Source organism: Paenarthrobacter nicotinovorans (assembly GCF_021919345.1).
Taxonomy (GTDB): Bacteria; Actinomycetota; Actinomycetes; order Actinomycetales; family Micrococcaceae; genus Arthrobacter; species Arthrobacter nicotinovorans.
Genome location: NZ_CP089293.1, coordinates 1,320,268 through 1,343,649, shown reverse-complemented (window position 1 = coordinate 1,343,649; position 23,382 = coordinate 1,320,268). Strand labels below are relative to the sequence as shown.

The 23,382-nt window shown below is 64.2% G+C and carries 16 protein-coding genes and 1 tRNA gene; 5 read left to right on the top strand and 12 right to left on the bottom strand.

Annotated elements, in window-relative coordinates:
* Nucleotides 1–459: 459 nt before the first annotated feature.
* The 7 genes from JMY29_RS06395 to JMY29_RS06365 all read right to left on the bottom strand — a co-directional run bounded on the left by JMY29_RS06395 (nt 460) and on the right by JMY29_RS06365 (nt 10,307).
* A complete protein-coding gene (locus JMY29_RS06395; RefSeq protein WP_189075879.1) occupies nt 460–3,117 on the bottom strand; it encodes an AAA family ATPase in 2,658 nt (885 codons plus the stop codon).
* 41 nt (nt 3,118–3,158) lie between these two features.
* Complete coding sequence (locus JMY29_RS06390; RefSeq protein ID WP_229778605.1) at nt 3,159–5,891, bottom strand: helix-turn-helix transcriptional regulator; 2,733 nt, start codon at nt 5,889–5,891, stop codon at nt 3,159–3,161.
* 142 nt (nt 5,892–6,033) lie between these two features.
* Nucleotides 6,034–6,618: an aminoacyl-tRNA hydrolase gene (gene pth / locus JMY29_RS06385; RefSeq protein ID WP_189075880.1), complete on the bottom strand. Its 585-nt coding sequence runs from the start codon at nt 6,616–6,618 to the stop codon at nt 6,034–6,036.
* A 123-nt stretch (nt 6,619–6,741) separates the two neighbouring features.
* Nucleotides 6,742–7,317: a 50S ribosomal protein L25/general stress protein Ctc gene (locus JMY29_RS06380; protein ID WP_018777343.1), complete on the bottom strand. Its 576-nt coding sequence runs from the start codon at nt 7,315–7,317 to the stop codon at nt 6,742–6,744.
* Nucleotides 7,318–7,638: 321 nt separating this feature from the next.
* Nucleotides 7,639–8,619, bottom strand: a complete 981-nt coding sequence (locus JMY29_RS06375; RefSeq protein WP_011774071.1) for a ribose-phosphate diphosphokinase — start codon at nt 8,617–8,619, stop codon at nt 7,639–7,641.
* A complete protein-coding gene (gene glmU / locus JMY29_RS06370; RefSeq protein WP_018777342.1) occupies nt 8,616–10,112 on the bottom strand; it encodes a bifunctional UDP-N-acetylglucosamine diphosphorylase/glucosamine-1-phosphate N-acetyltransferase GlmU in 1,497 nt (498 codons plus the stop codon). The genes JMY29_RS06375 and glmU overlap by 4 nt, the downstream gene beginning before the upstream one ends.
* Before the next feature lie 123 nt (nt 10,113–10,235).
* A tRNA-Gln gene (locus JMY29_RS06365) sits at nt 10,236–10,307 on the bottom strand.
* Between the two features lie 276 nt (nt 10,308–10,583).
* Between JMY29_RS06365 and JMY29_RS06360 the strand changes: the two genes are divergently transcribed.
* Together JMY29_RS06360 and JMY29_RS06355 are read left to right on the top strand one after the other, a co-directional pair.
* Nucleotides 10,584–11,183: a TetR/AcrR family transcriptional regulator gene (locus JMY29_RS06360; RefSeq protein WP_026267111.1), complete on the top strand. Its 600-nt coding sequence runs from the start codon at nt 10,584–10,586 to the stop codon at nt 11,181–11,183.
* 124 nt (nt 11,184–11,307) lie between these two features.
* Nucleotides 11,308–11,709 (top strand): VOC family protein, encoded by a 402-nt coding sequence (locus JMY29_RS06355; protein ID WP_039240347.1) that lies wholly within the window; start codon nt 11,308–11,310, stop codon nt 11,707–11,709.
* Nucleotides 11,710–11,886: 177 nt separating this feature from the next.
* On the opposite strand, the gene JMY29_RS06350 is transcribed toward JMY29_RS06355, so the two are convergent.
* The 5 genes from JMY29_RS06350 to JMY29_RS06330 all read right to left on the bottom strand — a co-directional run bounded on the left by JMY29_RS06350 (nt 11,887) and on the right by JMY29_RS06330 (nt 18,008).
* Nucleotides 11,887–13,719, bottom strand: coding sequence for an ABC-F family ATP-binding cassette domain-containing protein (locus JMY29_RS06350; protein ID WP_189075881.1), 1,833 nt, complete (start codon nt 13,717–13,719; stop codon nt 11,887–11,889).
* A 38-nt stretch (nt 13,720–13,757) separates the two neighbouring features.
* On the bottom strand, nt 13,758–14,750 hold the full coding sequence (locus JMY29_RS06345) for a 4-(cytidine 5'-diphospho)-2-C-methyl-D-erythritol kinase (RefSeq protein WP_064721898.1): 993 nt from the start codon (nt 14,748–14,750) through the stop codon (nt 13,758–13,760).
* The gene (rsmA, locus tag JMY29_RS06340) at nt 14,747–15,628 is read right to left on the bottom strand and encodes a 16S rRNA (adenine(1518)-N(6)/adenine(1519)-N(6))-dimethyltransferase RsmA (protein ID WP_039240344.1); all 882 of its coding nucleotides are present in this window, start codon (nt 15,626–15,628) and stop codon (nt 14,747–14,749) included. The genes JMY29_RS06345 and rsmA overlap by 4 nt, the downstream gene beginning before the upstream one ends.
* 26 nt (nt 15,629–15,654) lie before the next feature.
* Entirely contained in the window at nt 15,655–16,818 is a 1,164-nt protein-coding gene (locus tag JMY29_RS06335; protein WP_039240342.1) for a resuscitation-promoting factor, read from the bottom strand.
* Nucleotides 16,819–17,111: 293 nt separating this feature from the next.
* Entirely contained in the window at nt 17,112–18,008 is an 897-nt protein-coding gene (locus tag JMY29_RS06330; protein WP_055974914.1) for a TatD family hydrolase, read from the bottom strand.
* 164 nt (nt 18,009–18,172) lie between these two features.
* On the opposite strand from JMY29_RS06330, the gene JMY29_RS06325 reads away from it, so the two are divergent.
* Genes JMY29_RS06325 through JMY29_RS06315 form a run of 3 tightly spaced genes read left to right on the top strand, consistent with a single transcriptional unit; the run spans nt 18,173 to nt 23,265 of the window.
* Entirely contained in the window at nt 18,173–19,261 is a 1,089-nt protein-coding gene (locus tag JMY29_RS06325; protein ID WP_039240530.1) for an AAA family ATPase, read from the top strand.
* A 12-nt stretch (nt 19,262–19,273) separates the two neighbouring features.
* A complete protein-coding gene (locus JMY29_RS06320; RefSeq protein ID WP_018777333.1) occupies nt 19,274–20,767 on the top strand; it encodes a DUF58 domain-containing protein in 1,494 nt (497 codons plus the stop codon).
* Nucleotides 20,764–23,265 (top strand): transglutaminase family protein, encoded by a 2,502-nt coding sequence (locus JMY29_RS06315; protein WP_189075882.1) that lies wholly within the window; start codon nt 20,764–20,766, stop codon nt 23,263–23,265. The genes JMY29_RS06320 and JMY29_RS06315 overlap by 4 nt, the downstream gene beginning before the upstream one ends.
* The last annotated feature ends 117 nt before the right edge of the window (nt 23,266–23,382 follow it).

The window sequence follows — 23,382 nt, the reverse complement described above, 5'->3', positions numbered from 1 at the left end:
AATAGCAGCAGTCCCATGTCCGGGAAGTTTTGATGTCCGCGATTCGCGGGGTCCCTGGCTTAGAAGCCGGCGGCGGCTGGGGGGAGAGTCTCGGTCTCAGAAGACTCTGTCGCCGCCGGCTTCGTTCAGGGCCGGACCACCCTTCGGTGGCCGGGGCATCGGCTGAAGAGACCACCGATGCGGTTGATGCGACTTTCGGAATCCCGGTGATGCTTGGGGCTGAACCGTTCTTCCAAGATCAATACTGCCGGGGGCGCAAAAGCCAAACACCAGTAATCGGTACTCGATTACTGGGGGGCTTTTCAGGGCTGGATACTGTGTTGTACTCAGTACGGGGAAGGGGCACTACTTGGTTCCGACACGAAAAACCCGCGAATTACTCCATTGATTGGTTAAATAGGGCAGGATTCCGCGTCAGAGCGCTAAAGGGAGTTTTCGGGTACTCGATCGGGCTCCGCGTCAGTGACGGACAGCAGCGCCAAGATCTTCACGACGACGGATGCCCAGCTTCGCGTAGCTGCGGTACAAGTGGCCTTCCACGGTGCGAACCGAGACCATGAGTTTCTCGGCGATCTGGCGATCCGTGAGACCTGATACGGCCAGCGCCACAATGTCCTGCTCACGCCGGGTCAGGGGCACGGCGTGATCGGACTCGGTGTTGGGGTCATGGACCACGGAGTCGCCCAGGCTGGCCTGGTTGACGTCCCGCATGACGGCGGCCTGCCGCGCTTCCGGACGCTTGCCTTCGGCGTCGAAGGTTGCCGCCGCCTTGTCGAACGCTGCTGCAGCAGGCCCCGGCATCCCGGCCGCGGACAGCAGGTTTCCTGCGTTCACGAAGGCCTGGCCGCCACCCTTCAATTGGGCTGCGGCGAGCGATTGCCATCCGGCCGCCCAGGCGCCCGTCATCAGGGATGCGGTCTCCTCGATGGACTCCACTGCAGCGACGTCCCCGAGTTCAGTCCTCAGGATGAGGTTCTGCAGGTGCAGGCCCGGCAACGTGTGCAAACGGCCGGTCTCCGGCAGGTCCCGCAGTTTTGGAAGTCCGGATCCTTTGCTGAGGAGTTCTTGGCCGGCCAGCGTGAACAGCCCGGCAAGCGCCTCAACGTAGTTGCTCCCCCTGCCAGGGACCTGTTCGCTTGCCAGCCGTTGTGCGAGCGCAGTGTTTCCGGTTTTGCCGGCCGCATAGAACGCCAGGGCGTGCCCCAGGCTCCTGAGCAGTTGCGGGTCCTTCACCCGGAGGGCTTCGACTGCGGGGGTCAGGAGTTCCGTGGCCTGCTCCGTGCGTCCTTGCCGCAGCAGGGCCAACCCCTTGAGCGCCTGGATGTCTCCGCTGAAGGTGATGAGCCCCATGGCTGAGCTTGCCGCATACCGGTCCAGGGCAGCATCGGCTGCACCCCAGTCCCCCGATTCCAAGGCCGCCAACGCGTATCGGACCAGGACGAAGTCGCCGAAGTACAGCAGGTTGTCGCTGTGTTCATCCACGAGGACCATGGCTTCGCGTCCGGCGTCGAAGGCTTGCTCGGGCTGGCCCTCAACGGTGAGGAGCTCGCATTTCATGGCCAGGAGGAAAATCCGGTTCATCACGCTGTCCGGCTCGTCGGTCCGGAGTCCTTCGGCAAACAGCTCCAGCCCCTCGCGAAGTTCACCGTAACGGCCTTCGTGGGCCAGTGCGGCCAGTTCCAGGGCCGAGGCATGCCTGTTGACCTGCGCGGCCATGGGGTCCGACGACGCTGACCCGTCCGTCAGGGATTTGGCGGCGTTGCGGGCGTCCGCTGCGATGCTGGACGCCGAATCGCCTTTGGCCGAGCGGGCGGCAGCCCACAACAAGCCCGCGCCCGTCGGTCCCAGCGGATCGGCGTCCAGGAACCCGTTTCCCTCCTCCAGCAGACGCACGGCACTGCTGTAATCGCCGTCGTTATAGCTGACCATGGCCATCACAGCGCGAGCCCGCGGCCGCAGCGCCTCTGAGCGGACTCTGCTGGCGGCGGCAACCGCCAAAGGATTCTGCAGGAGTTTGGCCGCAAGGAAAGCTGCCTGCAGCAGCTGTTCATCGGCGACGTCGGCACCACAGTCAAGCGCCCAGCTCACCATGCGGAGCAGCCCCTCAGCCGTGGCCGGTTCCACCGCAAGATGCTGCACCATCCGCTGGCGGATCTGGAGGCTGCGGGCAGGCGAAACGATCTGGCGCAGGGCCTCGCTGTACATCGGATGCCACATCTTCAATGGGCTGCCGGGGCCGTTCGTGGGGATCACGAGCCTGTTGTCCATCAAAGCCCGAACAGTGTCCCTGCCGACCTCCGCGTCCAGCAAAGCGGCAGGGACGGGCTCGGACAAGGCAATGACGAACATCGCCTCCCGTTCGGCCTCACTGGTTCGCAGCACCCTGTTCCGGACAACCTCGGCCAGGTTTTCGCCACTGCCCGAGGGTTCCCGTGTCAGGAGCCAGACGCCGTTTCGCCGCACCAGGTTCCCGTCCGCCCTGGTGTCATCCAGGAGACAGCGCAACAGCAGCGGATTGCCCTCGGACAATCCATGCAGCACGTCCACCGCGCTTGCCATGACCGTCCCGCCCAAGGTCTTCTCCACAAGTTCCGTGGCTGTTTCCTTGTCCAGGGGATGAAGCTCCAACCGCTCGGCCAAACCGTCGTACCAAAGTTGGAGCAGTGCCGCCGGAAGGCCAGGCCTGGGCCTGCTGGTTGCGACCAACCGGGCCCAGCCTGCAGTAACCAGTTCAGCCAGGATCTGCGTGCTGCCTTCGTCGAGCTCGTGGGCGTCGTCAACGATGAGCAGAAGGCGCGCACCTTCGCCGCCACGCCGCTTCTCGAACTGCGACCAGAATTCACGGAGGATGGCCACCGGCGATGTGGCCTGCTCCACAGGAAGGTCCAGCAAATAGGGCGCCAGGACACCATAGGGAACGGCGGACAGCGCAGGGCTGCCATGGACCCGCATCACCACCATTTCCGATGCCAGGCGGGCGGCTATCTCATCGGAAAGGGCGGTTTTACCGATGCCGGGATCTGCCACGACCAGAACGGCCCCGGCACCTTCCTGACGCAATATCTCCAGAGCCAGCTCCAATTCGGAGTCCCGGCCAACAAGGTGCTCAGCCTGCATGTGCAGCCCGTGCCGGAGTTGCGGATACTGCCCGTCCTACCTCACAGGAGCCCATTTAGCTCGCCCCGAGACGACACACCGAGCTTGGTGAATACCTGGTACAAATGGCCTTCTACTGTTCGCACAGACACCCCAATATCCATCGCGATTTCGCGGTTACTGACACCCTTTCCGGCGAGTTTAGCAATTTGGCGTTCCCGCTCGGTCAATACCGGCGCGTCGCTTCTTGGCTGGATGGGAAGAGCGGAGACGGAATGCTCCAGGCGTTCCAGCCTCAACTGGGCCGTCCGCGCTGTTGTCGTCTCGCCGGCATCGCGGGCGAAGTCCAATGCCATGGCCACGCACCGTGCTTCGACTACCAGCAAATCCAAGGAAGCGGCGGCGTCGGCGGCTGCCAACAGGGACCGTGAGCTCTTGCTCAACGAGCCACGGGCAAGGTCGCCGGAGATTTTCGCGAGCGGCCCTTGGCGGCGGCCGGCAATGTCCTCAAGCAGCCTGTACTCCTCATCGGAGCCTTCCACCGTGGCGCCGAAAAGGCAGATGCCCGCCGTCGTGTACCGCTGTTGCCCGATGTCGTCGTGGACCCTGGCAAGGAGCCTTTCCTTGACGTCGGAGTCGCCCATCCACCTGCCCGCCATCTCGGCGCAAAACTCCGCCACGGACTCGGAGAAGTACATCCCCATGCCCCGGCAGGTCCTGTACAGGTCCAGGTAGCGGCCTGCTTCGGCGGAATTGCCCAGTTGGGCGTAAGCGAACGCGGTGGCAGCGTAGGCCACCTTGTTCATGTTCATGGCGGGTCGGAGCTCGAGCTGGGCAACAGCGGAACGCAGCGGTTCGATCGCGCTGGCGGGCTTGCCGGCGTAGGCGTACGCCAAACCAACGCCCAGCTCAGTAAGTGCTCCGCGGTACTGGAGGCGGGACGGCCTTGACGGTGTGCGCCGCATCAGTTCGATGCATTTGCGCCACTGGCCGGACAGCAGGAGAACCAGGAAAGCGTGTTTGGCGAACGCCTCCTCCAGTTGGGCGGGCCTGTCCGTGTCCCCCAGATGCCGTGAAACACGTCGGGCGAGCTCCTGCGCTTCCAGCTCCCTTCCCAGAATGCACCGCGCTTCCATGAGGAAGAACGAGGACCTCAGCCAGTGCTCACGGTCCTCGCAGGGGTCCTTGGCCAGTTCCCGTTCCAGGTCCTCGATCATGGACGCGTACTCGCCCATGAACGTCTTGTACTCGTAGCTGCACAGCTGCAGACGGTTACGGGCCTTTGACAGTTCTTCTGCCGGATAATCGGCGGACTTCGCCTCGAGCGTTTCGAAGGCACCTGCGATGACACTCGGAACCATCCCGGACCGGCCGTCAATACAGGTCATGGCCTGGCATTGTGCTGCCGTGACCTCGGCGAACTCCAATGGGTCCAGCCCGGCGAGGTGGGACTCGGAGATTTCATCCAACGCCTGGGCAGCGTGCAGCGGCAGGTCCAGCATCAGGTAGGCAGCGGCTTTGAGCCGCTGGCCACGGACCCATTCACTGTCCTTGGGGTCCAGGGATGCGATGCACTGGATGGCGAAGTTGGGGTCGTAATCGTTCAACGCGGCGCGGCCTGCCGCAAGGGCCAACGCCGGGGAAGGCTGCGGTTCGTCCTCGCAGGCATGCATCCATGCGGCATAGCTCAACAGGTCCTGTGGAGCCAGTCCGCTGAGCTCCGGCTCTTTGGGGCCGTACAGCATCGTCTTGAGTTCCTTGGTGCGGCGCGTGCTCAGCCAGCTACGCACTACCTCGCCCACGTAGGGATCCCGCAAGGAGACCCAGTGTTCACCGTTCCTCTGGACGGTGAGCAGCCCGGATTCTTCCATCTCCACCAGGACCTGTGTCCCAAAGATGGCCGCAAGATCCACCAGAGTAGCGCGCTGCGCGCAAGCCAGGACTTCGACGACCGTCCTGCTGGCCTGCGGTTCGCGCGCCAATCTGGAACGGACGAAGTCCTCCACCACCGTGGCTCCCTCCAGTGTGATCCGGTCACGGAGGGTCCACACGGAGTCGTTGAGAACCAGGTTGCCCCTGTGGCGCTGATCCTCCAGGAGCGCGTGCAGCAGCATGGGGTTGCCGCCTACGGCCGCGTGCAGCGACCCCGCCAGGGTGGTTGATACGTAGTGGCCCAAAACCGAACCAAGCACCTGCTTTGCCTGTTCTTCGCTGAGCGTGTTCAAGTGAACCTCGCCCAGCTCACCGTCCAGGACCATGCGGTGGAAATCCGCCGGGAGATCGCTGGCCCGCTGCACCGTGGCCACCACTTTGGCCGTGCCCGTGGCCATGAGGTTCAACAGCACGCCGGTACTCATCGGATCCATGCCGCCCGCGTTGTCAACGATGAAGACCGTTTCACGTCCGGCGGCTTCGGTCCTGATCAGATTGGTGACCGCGTGCAGGATGCCTGTCGGGGAACCCACGGCTTCCGAGGGCAAACGGGCCAGCAGGAAACCCAGGCATCCATAGGGGGTTTGGCCGTTCGCAACGGTATTGCGGAGCTGCAGGCTGTGGACCTTGGGGCCGAGGGATGACACCACTGCCCTGGCCAGCCCCGATTTGCCGATCCCCCGTTCGCCGGTGAGGACCACTCCGAAGGTCAGGGGCGATTCAAGGTACTTGATGGCCTTGGACAGGTCGTGGCTGCGGGCCAGAAGCGACCAGGTCTGGCGATCGCTGGGTCCGCCCACAAGATCGGGAGCCGCAGCCCTCGCTGCGCCTCCACCGCTCCTGTTTAGCAACTCCGACGACATCCGCATCCTTAGCTAACACATTCGCGATAGTCCCCCACCGCTCATCTGCGTACCATGCACACTACCTTCGGGCGCCGACAGTTTGTAGGCCTTAAGGTCCTCCGGACCGTCAGTCTTTGATCAGGCTTTACTCAAGATTTGCTCAAGCTTTGGGCGGGTGGTGCTTCTGCTGGGCCGCCAACAGGCCCTGGCTGATAAGCAACTCCACAGCGTCAGCTGACTCGTCGAGGAGGAAGGGCAGCTCTTTCTTCTCCGCGGTGGCGAAATCCCGCAGCACGTAGTCGGCCGTATCCATCCGTCCAGGAGGCCTTCCGACGCCCACTCGGACACGCAGATAGTCCTTTGTAGCCAGGGCCTTCGAAATGTCCCGGAGACCGTTGTGGCCTCCCTCGCCGCCGCCAATTTTTAACTTGACTGTGTTAAAAGGGATGTCGATCTCATCGTGGACAGCAATCACATGGTCCGGGGCGATGTCGAAAAACTTGCACAGCCCCGCCACGGGACCTCCGGAAACGTTCATGTAAGTCATCGGTTTGGCCAGCACCACGCGGGGACCGCCGATGCCCAGGCGTCCCTCCACTACCTGTGCGCGGGCCTTGTGGACCTTGAACTTTCCACCCATGCGGGAAGCCAGTTCGTCCAGCACCATCTGGCCAACATTGTGCCGGTTGTTGCTGTACTCACTACCGGGGTTGCCGAGGCCGACGATCAGCCAGGTGTCAGTCATGGGTCTCATCCTAGGGAACGTAGTTGGGAGGAGCGGAGATGCGGAGGGCTGGAGCAAAGGAAAGTGGCCGGGACCCAAAGGGACCCGGCCACTGAACGGCGTCAGCCTCAAGCGGTCAAAAGACTACTCGGCAGCTGCTTCCGTGGTCTCTTCTTCTTCGGTGCTTGCCTCTTCAGCAACGCGGACCACCAGGGTGTCACCTTCGGTGAGGAGGGTGGAACCCTTCGGCAGTTCGAGGTCCGAAGCGTGGATGTTCTCGCCGGCCTTGCGGCCTTCGATGTTGACCTCGACGGCGGTGGGCACGTGGGTTGCCTCGGCTTCGAGGGAAACCGTGGTGGCTTCGAGGCTGGCAACAGCACCCGGAGCAACTTCACCGGAGACGTGGATGGCGATGTCGACGGTAACCTTCTCGCCGGCCTTCACGGTCTGGAGGTCAACGTGCTCGATGATCTGCTTTACGGGATCGCGCTGGATGTCCTTCACGAGCGTCAGGTGCTGCTCGCCGTCGACGTCGATTGCGAGGAGGGCGTTGGAAACGCGCACGGCCAGGGTGGTGGCGCGGCCCGGCAGGTTGATGTGGATCGGCTCTGCGCCGTGGCCGTAGATGACAGCCGGGATCTGGCCGGCCATGCGTGCACGGCGGGCGAAACCCTTGCCGAATTCGGTGCGCAGTTCTGCGGTGAGCTTCTGCTCAGACATGTGTACTCCTTGATTACTGTGGCGCCCGGAAGGATCCGGGCTGGTATTTCAGCAAGGGCGGAGGTCTGGAGACCTTCTACGCCCGGCTGAAGCCGGCCGCGGAGCAGCCGTTCTGCCTGTGTTGAAGGAGATGCAGACCCAGTCGATAACGGAGACCCGCAATCTGGTCCACGAACTGCGGACCGGATGTGCTCTCCCTCGCCAAGGTATCCCCAAGAGTTTAGCAGCGGAACGTCCGCTTTCTGAAAACGGGCATGAAAAAACGGGCCACCCACTCGCCCGGAGGCGGCGGATGGCCCGTTCAGTCAGCTGGCTTCAGGCCTAAGCTTTGCCGTCGAACAGGCTGGTGACCGAACCGTCGTCGAACACTTCACGGATGGCGCGTGCAATCAAGGGTGCGATCGACAGAACCGTGAGCGACGGGAATCGCTTCTCAGCCGGGATGGGCAGGGTGTTGGTGACCACAACTTCGCGGGCGCCGGAGTCGGCCAGCCGCTGCGCTGCGGGATCGGAGAAAACAGCGTGGGTGCAGGCGATGATGACATCCTTGGCGCCGGCATTCTTCAGCACCTGGACAGCGCCGGAGATGGTTCCACCGGTGTCGATCATGTCGTCGATCAGAACACAGGTGCGGCCCTCAACCTGGCCCACAACGGTCTTGGAGACAGCCTGGTTTGGCACCGTGAGGTCGCGGCTCTTGTGCACGAACGCGAGCGGGGCGCCGCCCAGGCGTTCGGCCCACTGCTCGGCAACGCGGACACGTCCGGTGTCGGGGGAAACAACAGTGATGTTGTCCGCTTCAACCTTGGTCCGGATGTAATCAGCCAGCAGCGGGATGGCCATCAAGTGGTCAACGGGGCCATCGAAGAAGCCCTGGATCTGCGAGGTGTGCAGGTCCACGGACATGATGCGGTCCGCGCCGGCCGTCTTGTACAGGTCCGCGACGAGGCGGGCCGAGATCGGCTCGCGGCCGCGGCCCTTCTTGTCCTGGCGGGAGTACGGGTAGAACGGCGAGACAACCGTGATCCTCTTGGCAGAGGCGCGCTTGAGGGAATCGATCATGATCAACTGCTCCATGAGCCAGTTGTTCAGCGGTGCCGGGTGCGCCTGGATGACGAAGGCATCGGTGCCTCGCACGCTCTCGGCCGAACGGACATAGATTTCACCGTTGGCGAAGTCGTAGGCGTCGATGGGCAGGAGCTCGGTCTCCAGCTCCTTCGCGATTTCCTGCGCCAGCTCCGGATGCGCCCTTCCGGCGGCGAGAATCAGTTTCTTCTCACCGTGTGCGGTAATTTCGCTCATGCCTGATTGCCTTCTTCTGTGGTTGCCGGGGATTGTGAGGGAATGGAGGAGGACTTCTCTTGCGCGGCCTCGGCCAGCTTTGCGGAGCCGCTGCCGGGACGGTTCGCGATGACCCAGCCTTCAGCGTTGCGCTGGGCGGCCAGGCTGACGGCCAGGGCGCCTGCCGGCACGTCCTTGCGGATGACTGCCCCGGCACCGCTGTAGGCGCCGTCACCAACGGTGACAGGGGCGACGAAGACGGTGTTGGAACCGGTGCGGACGCCCGAGCCGATCACCGTGCGGTGCTTCTTCTCGCCGTCGTAGTTTGCGGTGATGTTGCCGCAGCCGATGTTGGTGTCCTCACCGATTTCGGCGTCACCGGCGTAGCCCAGGTGGGAAAGCTTGGAACCGCGGCCGATGGTCACGTTCTTGGTTTCGTAGAACGCGCCGATCTTGCCGGTCTCGCCCAGCACGGTGCCCGGGCGGAGGTACGTGAAAGGTCCTACGCTTGCCTTGGCGCCGATCGTGGAACCGGAACCGTGCGTTCGGGTCACCTTGGCACCCTCCCCCACGTTCACATCGGTGAGCGTCGTGTCAGGACCCACGACGGCGTCGCGCGCCACGGTGGTGGAACCGTGCAGTTGCGTGTTGGGCAGCAAACGGACGTCTTCGTCGAGGGTGACAGTGGAGTCGATCCACGTGGTGGCGGGGTCCACCACGGTCACTCCGGCGCGCATCCAGGCTTCGATGATGCGGCGGTTGTGCTCGGCGCCGAGTGCCGAAAGCTGGATGCGGTCGTTGGCACCCTCCACCTGCCAACGGTCTTCGGTCACGACGGCGGCAACCCGGCCGCCGGCGTCGCGCGCCAAACCGAGGACATCGGTCAGGTACATCTCGCCTTGGGCGTTGTCAGTGGTCACCTTGGCCAAGGCAGTCCGGAGCACTGCAGCGTCGAAGGCGTAGATACCGGAGTTCACCTCGCGGATGCTGCGCTCAGCATCGCTGGCGTCCTTGTGTTCGCGGATGCCCGTAACGGTGCCGTCAGCGGCGCGAAGAATGCGGCCGTAACCGGTGGCGTCATCCAGGACTGCAGTGAGAACGGTGACGGCGTTGGCTTCGGACTCGTGAGTGGTGACCAGTTCGGCCAGGAGCTCGCCGGTCAGGAGGGGAACATCGCCGTAAGTGACCACCACGGTGCCCGTGAGTTCGCCTTCGGTATCCAGGGCGTTCAGCGCGACTTCCACTGCACGGCCTGTGCCGGGAACCTCGTCCTGGTCAACAATGAGGGCCTCGGGGTCCAGTGCAGAGACGTGCTCGGCTACCCGGTCTCGCTCGTGCCGGACAACCAGAGCGAGCTTCAAAGGGTTGATGGCCCGGGCTGCGAGGAGGGCGTGGCCAACCATTGACCGGCCGCCGATTTCGTGGAGGATCTTGGGAGTGCGCGACTTCATGCGCGTTCCGGCGCCTGCGGCCAAGACGATCACCGCTGCGGGACCGTTGGTTTCGGGGCTCACGTACTGGCTCTCCTTGCTCGGTATGTCCCGGGTAACCCGGCTTCGGAATGCTGCCATCCAACAATGGACCCAGGCACCGTTAGAGCCGTCGCAGGTACAGAGAAGGAGCGCGTTTTCCGACCGTTCCGCCCATAGGATTCGAACCTATACTCCACGGCTCCAAAGGCCGGGGTGCTGCCGTTACACCAGAGCGGACCGTGCATGGTTCATCCTTCGGACCAGCGGCCCGTAAGGTCTCCCGGCTCACCGGGTTCCACACACAAGAAACTAGTTTGCCATGACCTTTGCATGCTTCGCGACTTGACCCCTCGGCAAACGCTTCGCGACGCACCATTGCACGGTGCGTTCACCCGCACCACCGACCATCTGGGGCATGATGGTCACGTGAGCAAGCGCACTGATCTTTCCCGGCCTGTGGGCACCTCTGCCCCGCTCGACCAAGCGTCCGAAGGCCAGCCAGTGCGCGTCAGGATGACGGGCCAACAGCGCAAGTCGCAGTTGATCGGCATCGGCCGTGCGCTGTTTGCCAGCCGGGGCCTGGACGGCACCACCATCGAGGAAATTGCCGCTTCTGCCGGTGTTTCCAAGCCCGTGATCTATGAACATTTTGGCTCCAAGGAAGGGCTGTACCGGCAAGTCGTCGAGACCGAGTTCCGGATCCTCCTGGACTCCATCACCGAGGCCCTCAGCACCGAAGCCAAGCCCCGCGTGCTGGTTGAGCGGGCCGCTTTGGCTCTCCTCGGTTACATCGAGGACCGCACGGACGGCTTCCGGATCCTGATGCGCGACGCCCCGCCGTCGCAGCCCGAGGGAGCTTTCTCCACTCTGCTATCGCATGTCACCGCACGGGTGGAGCACCTGCTCTCCGACGAGTTCGCCCGCCGTGGCTTCAGCGCAGCCGATGGAGCAATGTACGCCCAGATGCTGGTGGGGATGGTAGCGATGACCGGCCAGTGGTGGCTCGACAGCCGCGAGCCCGATAAACGCGCCGTTGCAGCCCACTTGGTGAACCTTGCCTGGAACGGGTTGACGGGGCTCCAGAAGGAACCCGGACTGCGCTCCGAGGACTGACCCTCCCTCACATCCCTCAAGCTTCACCCCACCCCTCCCTCACACCCCTCAAGCTTCACCCCAACCCTCCCTCACACCCCTCAAGCTTCACCCCATCCCTCCGCGGCATGAGTAGGATGTGCGCATGACAGCACCCCAGCTTTATCTCAGCTTTCCCGGCACAGCACGCGAAGCTCTGGGTTTCTACGCAGGAGTGTTCGGTGGAGAACTTACTCTTCACTCCTATGAGGACTTTTCGCGCACCGACGGTCCCGCCGACGCCGTCGCCCACGGAGTCCTCACCGGCGTCGTTGCCCTATACGGAGCCGATGCAGCCGCGGACCAAATGCCTGTCCGGATCGAAGGCGCCATGCTCTCGCTGCTGGGCACGGCGGAGCCTCGGATCCTCCACGAGTGGTTCGACAAGCTCGCCGACGGCGGCCGCATCGTGGACCCCCTGGCCAAGAAACCGTGGGGAGCTTCCGATGGTCAAGTCATCGACCGTTATGGTTTGCACTGGCTGATTGGCTACGAACCCACGCCGTGATGTGAGCAAGCGCCACGCCCAAACCCCAGGAACGTGAGCAAGCGTCACGCTCAAACCCTAGGGATGTGAGGGAGCGTCGTGGCCAAGCGACGGCGGGACCCCGCCGGACGCAACACACGACGGCGGACCCCGCCGCCGCAGCCGACGAGATTGCCGCCGGACGCACCAAGGCGCGGACTAATCGCCCAGGATCTCAGCGGCCTCGAGCCACTCCAGTTCCAGGCCCTCTTTTTCGTCGAGCAACTCACGGAGCTTGGTATTGAGTTCTCCCAGGGCGTCGAAGTCACCGGATTCGGACTTCGCCGCCATCTGGGCGTGGAGTTTCTCTTCCTGCTGCGCGATCTTGCCGAGCTGCCGGTCGATCCTGTTGAGGTCCTTGCGGGCTTCACGCTTCTCGGCTTCACTGGCACCGGACGGAGCGGCAGCGGACGAAGAAGACCCGCTGGCAGAAGTCGGCGCACCGGATCCCCCACCAACAGCGCCCGACGCCAGGGCGGCTTCACGCAGTTCGAGGTATTGGTCCACCCCACCGGGCAGGCCACGGAGTTTGCCGTCACCCAGCAATGCCATCTGGTTGTCGGTGACGCGTTCCAGGAGGTAGCGGTCGTGGCTGACGACCACCAAGGTGCCCGGCCAGCCATCAAGAACATCTTCGACGGCGGCAAGGGTGTCGGTATCGAGGTCGTTGGTGGGTTCGTCGAGCATGAGGACGTTGGGCTCCCCTACCAGCAAGCGCAGCAACTGGAGCCGCCGCCGTTCGCCACCGGAGAGGTCGCTCACGGGCGTCCACTGCTTCTCCTTCGTGAACCCCAACTGCTCGACCAACTGTCCGGCGGTAAACTCCTTGCCGCCAACACTGAATGACCGCTTTTCGCGTTCGATGACTTCGATCACACGCAAGTCCGACACGTCATCGAGCTCTTTGACGTCCTGGGTCAGCACTGCCGTCACTACGGTTTTGCCGCGTTTGACCTTGCCGGAAGTCGGCTGGATCTCGCCGTTGAGCAGTTTCAGGAGTGTGGACTTGCCGGCTCCGTTGACACCGACCAGGCCGAGCCGTTCGCCCGGCGCGAGCCGGAGGGTGATGTTGTCAAACAGTTTTTGACCACTCTGGCCACCCTCGAAGTCCAGGGTGACGTTTTCAAGGTCCAGCACGTCCTTGCCCAAGCGGGCTGTTGCCATCTTGCTGAGCGCCACGGAGTCGCGGGGGTCCGGCACGTCGGCGATGAGGTCGTTGGCAGCTTCGATGCGGAACTTCGGTTTCGCCGTCCGGGCGGGCGCACCGCGGCGCAGCCAGGCAAGTTCCTTTTTGACGAGCTGCTGGCGTTTACCTTCGACGACGGCGGCCATGCGGTCGCGCTCGGCGCGCGCCAGAACGTAGGCGGCGTAACCGCCGTCGAACATGTCCACCATGGCGTCGTGGACTTCCCAGGTGTAGTTGCAGACCTCATCCAGGAACCAGCGGTCGTGGGTGACCACCAGGAAGGCGCCCTGGTTGGTGCGCCACCGTGTCTTCAGGTGCCGGGCAAGCCAGGCGACCCCTTCGACGTCGAGGTGGTTGGTGGGTTCGTCCAGCATGATGACGTCATGGTCTTCAATGAGGAGCTTGGCCAGGGCCACACGGCGCTTCTGGCCACCGGAGAGGGCATGGACGTTGGCGTGCCAGTCGACGTCCCCCACCAGGCCGCCCATGACTTCGCGGATCTTGGCGTTGGCCGCCCATTCGTGATCTGCGCGGTCGCCGACAATCGCAGCGCCGACCGTCAGGTCGCCGTCCAGCACGTCTCCCTGGTCCAGGTAGCCCACAGTGACGTCACCGCGCTTGGTGACGCGGCCGGAATCCGGGGTGGATCGCAGGGCCAGAAGCCGCATGAGCGTGGACTTGCCGTCGCCGTTGCGGCCCACCATGCCAATCCGGTCGCCATCCTCCAAACCGAGGGTGACGCCGTCAAGGACAGTGCGGGTCGCGAACGAAACGGTGAGGTTTTCGCCGCCAAGCAGGTGGGCCAATGGGTACTACTTTCTACTGCCGGGAATGCGGAGAGGTACTAAAGGAGGGTATCGGAGATGATCCGGGCTCCGGGAACGGGGCCGTGGACGGCCACCGCTGTGTGCCCGCGGTGGGTCAGCTCCTCGGCGAGGACGCTGGCGGAGACGGAGTCCCGGGCCAACAGGGCGATGGTAGGGCCGGAACCGGAGACCATGCCGGCGAGGGCGCCGCGTGCTTCGCCCAAGCCGATGGTGTCGCGCAGTTGCGGCGCAAGGGCGATCGAAGCCCGCTGGAGATCGTTGATGAGGACGCGGCTCAAGGTTTCGGGATCCCCGTTGCGCAGGGCCTGCAAAATGGTGGGATCCACGGCAACCGGCTCGGGAATGTCCGCACCTTCGGAGTCACGCAAGCCATCCAGGGTACGGAAGACGTCCGGGGTGGAGAGCCCGTAATCGGCGAAGACGAGCACCCAGTCCATTTGGGCCTTGGCCAGAGCCGGCGACAGTTTGTCGCCCACGCCGAGCCCGACGGCTGTGCCGCCAAGGAGCGAAAACGGCACGTCTGCGCCCAGTTCAGCCGCCAGATGCGCGAGTTCCTCGCGGGAAAGGCCGCTGTTCCACAGCGCATCGCAGGCCAGGAGCGTGGCCGCCGCGTCCGCGGAACCGCCGCCCATACCGCCGGCGACCGGGACCCGCTTGGTGATCTCAAGGTGCACACCCGTGGGCTTTTCGGAGACCTCGGCCATGATTGCTGCAGCCTTGTAGGCGAGGTTTCGTTCGTCCAGGGGAATGTCCACGCCGTCCAGGTCCAGCGTGCTGTCCGGACTGATGCTGACGGTGATTCCAGGGCCTTCGGTGCTGGTGGCCGCAACTTCTTCGTACAGGGAGACGGCCAGGTAGACGCTCGCCACGGAGTGGTAGCCGTCTGGCCTGAGCGGACCAACGCTTAGGGAGACGTTGACCTTGCCGGGTGCCTTGACGCGGACTGTCCGGGCGTGGAAGCGGTCTCCCGCGAATGGGAGACCGCCCGGTCTGCTGGTTCCCGGATTCATGCGCCCACGGGGTGGCGGGCTTCGGCAATCCTGACATAGGCGGAGATATCCAGGACTTCGCCGCGTGCTGTGGGGTCGACGCCGGCCGCCACGAGGCAGCGTTCAGCCTCTGCGGCGCTTCCGGCCCAGCCCGCCAAGGCGGCGCGCAGGGTCTTCCTGCGCTGGGCGAAGGCAGCGTCGATGACGGCGAAGACCTGCTCGCGGGTGGCGTGCGTAACGGGAGGTTCGTGCCGGGTGAAGGCGACCAGTCCGGAGTGGATTTTCGGTGCGGGCCAAAAGACGTTCATCCCGATAACGCCGGCCTTGCGCATGTGCCCGTACCAGGCTGCCTTGACCGACGGAACGCCGTAGATCTTGGAGCCCGGGCTTGCAGCAAGGCGGTCGGCCACTTCGTCCTGCACCATGACCAGTCCGTGTTGCAGGGTGGGGAAATGCTGGAGGAGGTGCAGGACCACGGGAACGGCCACGTTGTACGGGAGGTTGGCCACCAACGCCGTCGGATCGACGGGCAGCTCCGTGACCTTCATGGCGTCGGAGAGCACCAGGTGGAAATTGTCCTGGGCCTCGGGGCGCCATTCCCGCACCGTCTCGGGCAGTTTTCCTGCCAGGACGGGGTCGATCTCCACGGCCACGACATTCTTGGCCGCATCCAGGAGTCCGAGCGTCAGGGAACCCAGTCCGGGTCCCACTTCCAGTACGGTCTCGTCGGCATCGATAGCGGCCGCTGTCACGATCCTGCGGATGGTGTTTCCATCGATCACAAAGTTCTGCCCCAGTGTTTTCGTGGGGCGTACACCGATTTCCTCGGCGAGCCGTCGGATGTCGGTTGCGCCCATCAAAGGCGCGACGGCGGCGGGTTCGGAATTCGGTTCAGTCACCTAGGTATCGTATCGCCTGTCCGGGGTCAGGCTGCGTGCGCGCAGCCCCAGTCGCTGAGGCCGTTCTTGGCGTACAGGCGGTTGGCGATCTCGATTTGCTGGGCCTTGGTGGCGAGGTTTGCGGTCGGAGCGTAGGCGCCACCACCGTTGGCAAGCCAGGTGGGGCCGGAGAACTGGAGTCCACCGTAGTAGCCGTTACCGGTGTTGATGGCCCAGTTTCCACCGGACTCGCACTGGGCGATCCTGTCCCACATGGCCTCGTTCGGAGCACCGGTGGGACCGCTTGATACAGGGGCTGCTGCAGCAGCAGCGGCTGCGGGTGCTGCCACGGGGCGGGCCTTGGTGCCTACGCTGATCTTTTCTGCGACCGGCGGGGTGGCCACGTTGCTGGAGACCAGGGTTCGCGACGCTTCGCGCCCATCCACGAGAACCAGCTTGAAGGTCTTGACCAGGGAACCGGCGACGCCTTCCTGGGTGACTTTTTCCTCACCCTTGAAGAGATCGGCGCTTTCGGTCTTGACGCTGTCGAACGGCACTTCTTCAGTGGCCTCGGCCGTCTTGCTGGTGTCCACGCGGGAAACCTTGATGACCATGTCCTGGATGACGGGGGCGTTGCCGGGCTGGGACAGGCGGTCGTTGGCGCCTACCGTGACACCGGCGTCCTTGAGGACGGTGGCAACGTCAGCAGCTGTGGTGGTGGTGCTGGTGCTCTTGCCGTCGGCAACCACGCTGATGGTCTTGGGGGTGGAAATGGAGACGAAGGAGCCCGTAACTTCCAGGGCAGCTTCCTTCGGCTGGGAAACCTGCGAGGAGCTGGCTACACCAAGTTCACTGACCAGTCCGGCGACGTCGGAGGCGGTGGTGTTGACCGTCTTGCGGGCGCCGTCCAGTTCAATGGAGACCGCCTTGGCCAGGTTGATGTTCACCACGGAGCCGTTATCGACACGCGCGTCCAGGGCCGGTGAAACGCGGTCTGCGTCCTTCAGCTCGACCTTGGCTGCCTTGACTACTTCGTCAACAGTGCCGCCAAAGGTCTGGATGGAGCTTACCTTTCCGTCAACGTTGAGGGTGACGGTCTTGTTGTTGCCGACGAAGGCGACCACACCGACCACCAGTGCTGCAACTACCAGCAACTGGGCACCTACTTTGAGGAAGCTGAACTTGCCATCCGTTGTGAAGAACTTGATCACGATTGCCCATAACTCTCAGACCATCCGGGCACGGGGAAAAGCACAGAAATAATGCCAGCCGCAAAACCGAGGGGCCAGGCAAAACTGCCTGGTCCCACTCTTGCTGCCGGCATCTGTGCCGCCAAAAAACATTCAACTGAACGGTCCGGAATCAACCGGACCAGTTGTCCGAAGGCCTTCCCCGACCCCGGCTACTTGTTTAACACAGTAACCGATCTGTTATAAACGAACCAAGACTTCTGCATACCGGGTATCCATCCCCGAACGCCCGCTGCGCGCAAATCACTACTGGTTCAGGCCCAGGAACCGTAGGCTTCCAAGGTATTTTCGGCCAAGCGCGAACAGAGTTCGGCCAAGTCACTTTCTGTCACCTCGGCCATGGACCGGACGGTGTACGGGACCATGTAGCTCGCGTTCGGACGGCCGCGGTGCGGGTGGGGCGTCAGGAAGGGCGAGTCGGTTTCAACCAATATCCGGCTTGGCTCGGCGATGGCCAGCGCCGATCGCAGGTTTCCGGCATTCTTGAAGGTCATGGTGCCGGCGAAGGACATGTACCAACCGTTGTCATTGCAGATCCGTGCGAGTCCCTCGTCCCCCGAGAAGCAATGGAACACCACGCGTTCCGGTGCTCCTTCTTCCCGCAGTACCTGCACCACGTCGTCGTGCGCGTCGCGGTCATGGATCTGCAAGGTCAGTCCCAGGCGCTTGGCGATGTCGATGTGGCGACGGAAGGAATAGCGCTGGTGGGCCAGCCCCTCACCGTGGGTGCGGAAAAAGTCCAAACCGGTCTCGCCGATGGCCCGGACACGGGGATGTGCTGCCAGTTCCTCAATTTCCGCGAGCGCGGCATCCAATTCACCGCGGCCCGCATAAACGGGAGCATCGTTGGGGTGGATTGCCACTGCCCCCAGCAGCCGCGGATCAGCGTCCACGGCCTGCACAGTGAAGCGCGAAGACTCAAGGTCGCAGCCAACCTGCACAGCTCCCTGCACGCCAACTGCCTCTGCGGAGTCCATGGCGTCCCGGACCGATACCTCGATCAATCCGTGCCGGAAGTCCAGATGTGTGTGGTTGTCCATCACCGGTACGGGCAGGGGTTCGGGCGCGGGCGGGTATTCCCGGCGGGCGTCCGGCTTTTCGTCAGCGCCCGGTGACGCGCGGTAAGGGGCAGGAGCAAGGGAATTGCACATGCTCCCACCTTAATCGGACTGCGGTCCTCCTGCAGTCCGGATAAATTCCAGTTGGCACATAAATTCCGGGGAGCACTATGTCAGGGACGGCCAAAGTCTGGGTAGTCTGGAACGGACAGGCGGCCAGCACCGGCGGTGCCGCGGCGAAGGCTGAAGGGCATTCCATGGAGTCAAAGCGACAAGCCACCGTTGAATCCTCGCCTCTTCAGGGCGAGGATTACAGTTCGCTGCCCCGTGATGGCGCAGGACTGAACGGGCACAGGCCGCAGGTCCTGGACCAGGACAGGTTCCATGATGCCAGCGAGCGCATCCTTGGATCCATTAACAAAGTCATTGACGGCAAGGCCGATGCCGCCAAGCTCGCGCTCACTGTCCTGCTCGCCCAAGGCCATCTGCTGCTGGAGGACGTACCCGGCGTCGGAAAGACCCTGCTGGCAAAGACGCTGGCCCGCACCGTGGACTGCACCGTCTCCCGTATCCAGTTCACCCCGGACCTGTTGCCCTCGGATGTGACCGGCGTTTCCATCTACAACCAGTCGTCACGGCAGTTCGAGTTCCGCCCCGGAGCGGTGTTCGCGAACATCGTGATTGGCGACGAAATCAACCGGGCATCGGCCAAAACCCAGTCTGCTCTGCTGGAATGCATGGAAGAGCACCAAGTCACTGTGGACGGCCATTCGTACCAGCTGGGTTTGCCGTTCATGGTGGTGGCAACCCAGAATCCGATCGAGATGGAGGGCACCTATCCGTTGCCCGAGGCCCAGCGCGACAGGTTCATGGCCAGAATCTCGATGGGGTATCCGGACAAGGACGCAGAAATCGAGATGCTGGAAACGCACCAGGCCACTTCGCCCCTGGCCAAAGTGACCCCGGTGGTCACGGCCAGCGACGTCGCGGCAATGATCGCCACAGTCCAACAGGTCCATGTCTCCACTGCGATCAAGGAATATACGGTGGCAATCGGCAGGGCCACCCGGGACAGTGCCCGCCTTCGCCTGGGTGCCAGTCCGCGGTCCCTGTTGCAGCTGCTGCGAGCGGCGAAGGCCACAGCCGCTCTGGATGGCCGGGATTTCGTCCTTCCGGATGACGTGGTGGATGTCGCTGAATCAGTGCTCGCCCACCGGATCATCCTGGACCGCAAGGCGGCCAGTTCCGGTGATACGCCGCAGAGCGTCCTTCGTGGAATCCTGGGGTCGCTGCCGGTGGCCCAGGACCCGCCCGGTGCGTGGCGCAGGGACCGCCACGCCGTTTAGGAGGTACCCGCAATGGCACTCATGGACCGGCTTCCCAAACACCTGTTCACTACCCGGGGCTGGGGTCTGCTGGCCGCGGGCGCAATCTCCCTTGGGGCCGCCTACGTGATGGGCCGGCGCGATCTTCTGACCCTTTCGGTACTTCTGCTCCTGCTCCCCCTGGTTGCCCTTGCCGGAGTACGGGTCCTCAAGCCCAAGTTCCAGGTGTACAGGGAGTTCAATCCGTCCACGGTGGAAACATCCAGCACCACCACAGTCCGCCTGGCTGTAGCGCGGACGTCCTATTCCACGGGGCATGTGATCATGGAGGAACAATTGCCGCCCCGTTTCGGCCAGCCGCCTGCCTTCCGTTTCCCCGCCCGCTCCGCTTCGGGAGGCACAAGCCGCTACGAGTACCACCTCCGATCCGGTAAGCGCGGACAGTTCCGGATCGGTCCGGTCACCGCAGAGTTCAGCGATCCCTTCGGCCTTTCCTTGCGGCGGCACTCAATCGACGACGGCGACCTCCTCACCGTGACGCCGGCCGCCGTCGAGCTTCCGGTCACCGGCCTCGCCGGGGCCCGCGGGAACGACGGCGTGACGGCGACGCGGATCCGCGCCAACCCCAGCGACGACGACATCATGACCCGCGAATACCGGCACGGCGACCCCATGCGCCGCGTCCATTGGGCTGCCACGGCACGTCACGGCCAGCTCATGGTCCGCCAGGAGGAATCCGTGACCACCCCGGAAGCCACCATTGTCCTGGATCAGCGCTTCTCGGCCTTCGCTGCCGGCGCTGGTTCCGTTTTTGGCGGCCATGACGAAGACTCCGACCTGGTGACTGGCCCGGATTTTGAATGGATGGTGACCGCTGCCGTATCGATCGCGGCGCATCTGTCGGAGCGGAACTATTCGCTGCGGATTCTGGATGTGTTCGGCGCACCGGCATTCCTCCGTTCCCGCTCGGCACCGGATCCCGACGCGGAGGAATTCTCCGGTGTTGGCGGCCTCCAGGCCATCGCGGAAGGGTTGGCGGCCATCGAGCTCAGCGGTCCCCGGCACGCCAGGGCGGAGCATCACCGGCCGGAGAACGGTTCCGGTCGCCCGAGGCCCCGGCCTGCACGCACCGAACATCCGGCACCAGGGCAACGCGACGTCAGGACGGGCCAGGCACCGGCCGACGCTGCAGATTCAGTCTTCGACGACAGGCTTATGGACAAGCTGGCGGCACACCGTTTGCGGGGACCGCTTCTGGCGTTGTTGGGTGCGCTGACACCCGCGGAAGCCAGGGCGCTGGCCCCTGCGGCCGCCTATGGCGCCAACGCCTTCGCCCTGGTGGTCAGCGATTCTTCGCGAAGCAGCGAGGATGCCCTGGAGATCCTGCGCCAGGCGGGCTGGCGGGTTGCCGCCGTGACCTCGAAGACCCAGTTGGCGTCTGCCTGGTCCTCCTTCGATGAAGGTGGAATAGTCGCCGCCGCAGGGGCTGCCATGGATGTCAGGCGTGGAGCGGCGGTGCCCCGATGACGACTACTTCCCACCGGAACTCCCCGGCCTCAAACCCGGCGAACGGAACGCCAGGCCAGAAACAGCCAACACCACCGTCCCGCCCAAGGACTGCGGGTCCGGGACCCTACCCATGGGTCATGGCCGCTGCCATTTCCGTAGCCGTCCTGGGCGCCGCGTTGTCGCTGAACGGTGTCCTCAGGGGCTGGGCCTGGTTCCTGCCGCTGATCACCACTGTCCTGGTGGTTTCCCTGACCCTGGCCGTCCTTCGAGCCCTCCGCGCCCAGCCCTTGCTGGCCACGCTTGGATCCTTTGTCTCCCTGGCAGCCGTGCTCACCTTCACTTTCTGCCGCCAGGACAGCCTGGCCGGCTTTATCCCCACTACCAGTACCTTTACCGCCGTCGGGCGCCTGATCAAACGAGCGGCCGAGACGGTGGTCTCGGAGAGCGCGCCGGTGGCACCGAACGCCGGGATCGTATTTGTCATGTGCGCGTGCCTGGGGCTCCTGGTGATCCTCATTGACGCTTTGGCGGTTCCTTTGTCCATGCCTGCTGCCAGTGGCATCGGGATCCTGGCGGTGATGGTGGTCCCGGCGACCATCAAACCCCAGAGCGTGGGCGTTGCCGGTTTCCTGGGTGCCGCCGTGGGATACCTGCTGATTCTCGGGTGCAGCCACTGGTTCGCCCCCGATGCCCGCCTGCAGTCCGGGGCGGGGCGGGGCGCCGGGCAGTTCCGGCGGTCGTTGGTGACCGGCGGCCTGGCGCTGGCCTTGACTATGGTGGTGCCCCTGGCGATTCCGGGATTCGAAACGGGAACGTTTCCTGAGGGTTCGCGGCTGAGTCCCTGGGGTGCTTCCAACGGACTAAACCCGATGATCACCTTGGGCAACAGCCTTCGGAGCCCCACCGGATCAGGCCGGATCACTTACTCAACCAGCTCCAGCGCACCGCTTTACCTGCGCTCGGTCACCATTGACCACTTCGACGGCGAAACCTGGGCGCCGGATGACCGCACAGCGCAGCGCCGCGCAGGTGCGGACAGGATCGAAACGGGCTATGCAGTCCAGGGTGAAATCGTTTATGCCGTTACCTCCGTCAGCGCCGGCCAGTTCACCAGCCCCTACCTCCCCGCACCGTTCGCCCCTGCCTCCGTCAACGGCCTCAACGGTCGATGGACCTGGGACCCTGACACCCTGAGCATCATGAGCACGGAAACCACCACGCGAGCACAGCGCTACGTGGTTTTCTCGGCCGCACCCAAAGTCACGGCAGCGGCCCTGGCCCAAGCTACGGCGCCACCCCGCTCCATCTCCGATGATTTCCTCCGGGTTCCCGGCAACCTGCCGGACATCGTCCGGCAAACCGCAGACTCCGTTACGGCGCCCGCGGGCAACAACAATTACGCCAAGGCGTTGGCCATCCAGAAGTACCTGAGGTCGGGCGCGTTCACCTATTCACTGCAAGCACCCGTCCAGAACGGCTACGACGGCAACGGCCTCTCTGTCCTGGCCGATTTCCTCACGGTCAAGAGCGGCTATTGCGTCCACTTCTCCTCAGCCATGGCCGTCATGGCGCGCGCCGAAGGCATCCCGAGCCGCATCGCGGTTGGCTACGCTCCCGGCCGCCTCACGGGAGAATCGGTTGCCCTGGTGGGACAGGGTTCGTTCCCTGAATATGAGGTGGACGCCAGGGACGCCCACGCATGGCCTGAACTCTACTTTGAAGGTCTTGGCTGGGTCCCGTTCGAGCCCACACCCTCGCGCGGCGTGGTACCCGACTACGCAACGGAAAGCTCCGTTGCCGGCAACCTCAGCACCAACACTGACGAGAAAGAAACCCTCACCACTCCCGCCCCGGTGGCTACCGCTCCCGTCCCTATCCCGGAGGTGGGCACACCCGCAGCAGGGTCCCCCGGCGTCAATCCCCTCCCTGCGATCGCAGCCGCGACGGCAGGGGCGTTGTTGCTGCTTGCTTTCCTGTGCTCGCCGAGGCTCAGCAGGATTGCCCTTCGACGACGCCGGTTGAGCATCAAACCCAGGGCTGACTCGGACATTCTGCCGCCAGGATTCAAGGATCCCGCCCCGGAACTGGCATGGGCTGAACTGCAGGATCTTGCCAGCGACTACGGGGTTCCTTCGACCTCCAGCGAGACGCCCCGGCACTTCTCCAGCAAATTGAGTTCCAGCGCCGCTTTGGGCGAGTCGGGAGGGCTCGACGACGCCGCGCACCAGGCCGTTGCGTCCCTCACCTCGGACTTTGAACGGCAACGCTACGGCCGCCTTACGGTGGCGGCCCCGGCGGCCGCGCCCCGCATCGCCGTCGTGCGTGAGTCGTTGCGGAACAATGCACGCTGGCTGGTCCGGTTCCGCGCGGAGTGGCTCCCGCCGTCGATGATGCGGCGCTGGGCCCGGGCACTCGGTGCGCCGTTCCGGGCCGTGGCTGCGCTGGGCAAGGCTGTGGCTTGGGCAGCCGTCCGCGGGTGGCGGTCCCTGCGCGGGGTCCTCCCCCAGCGGCGCTGACGCAGCGCCGACGGTCTACGTCACTGAACGTCAAAGGGCCCGGCAGTGGAACTTGTGGTTCCGCTGCCGGGCCCTTCAATCGTCAACCGTCTTGTTGCGAGAGCGGTGGACGGGATC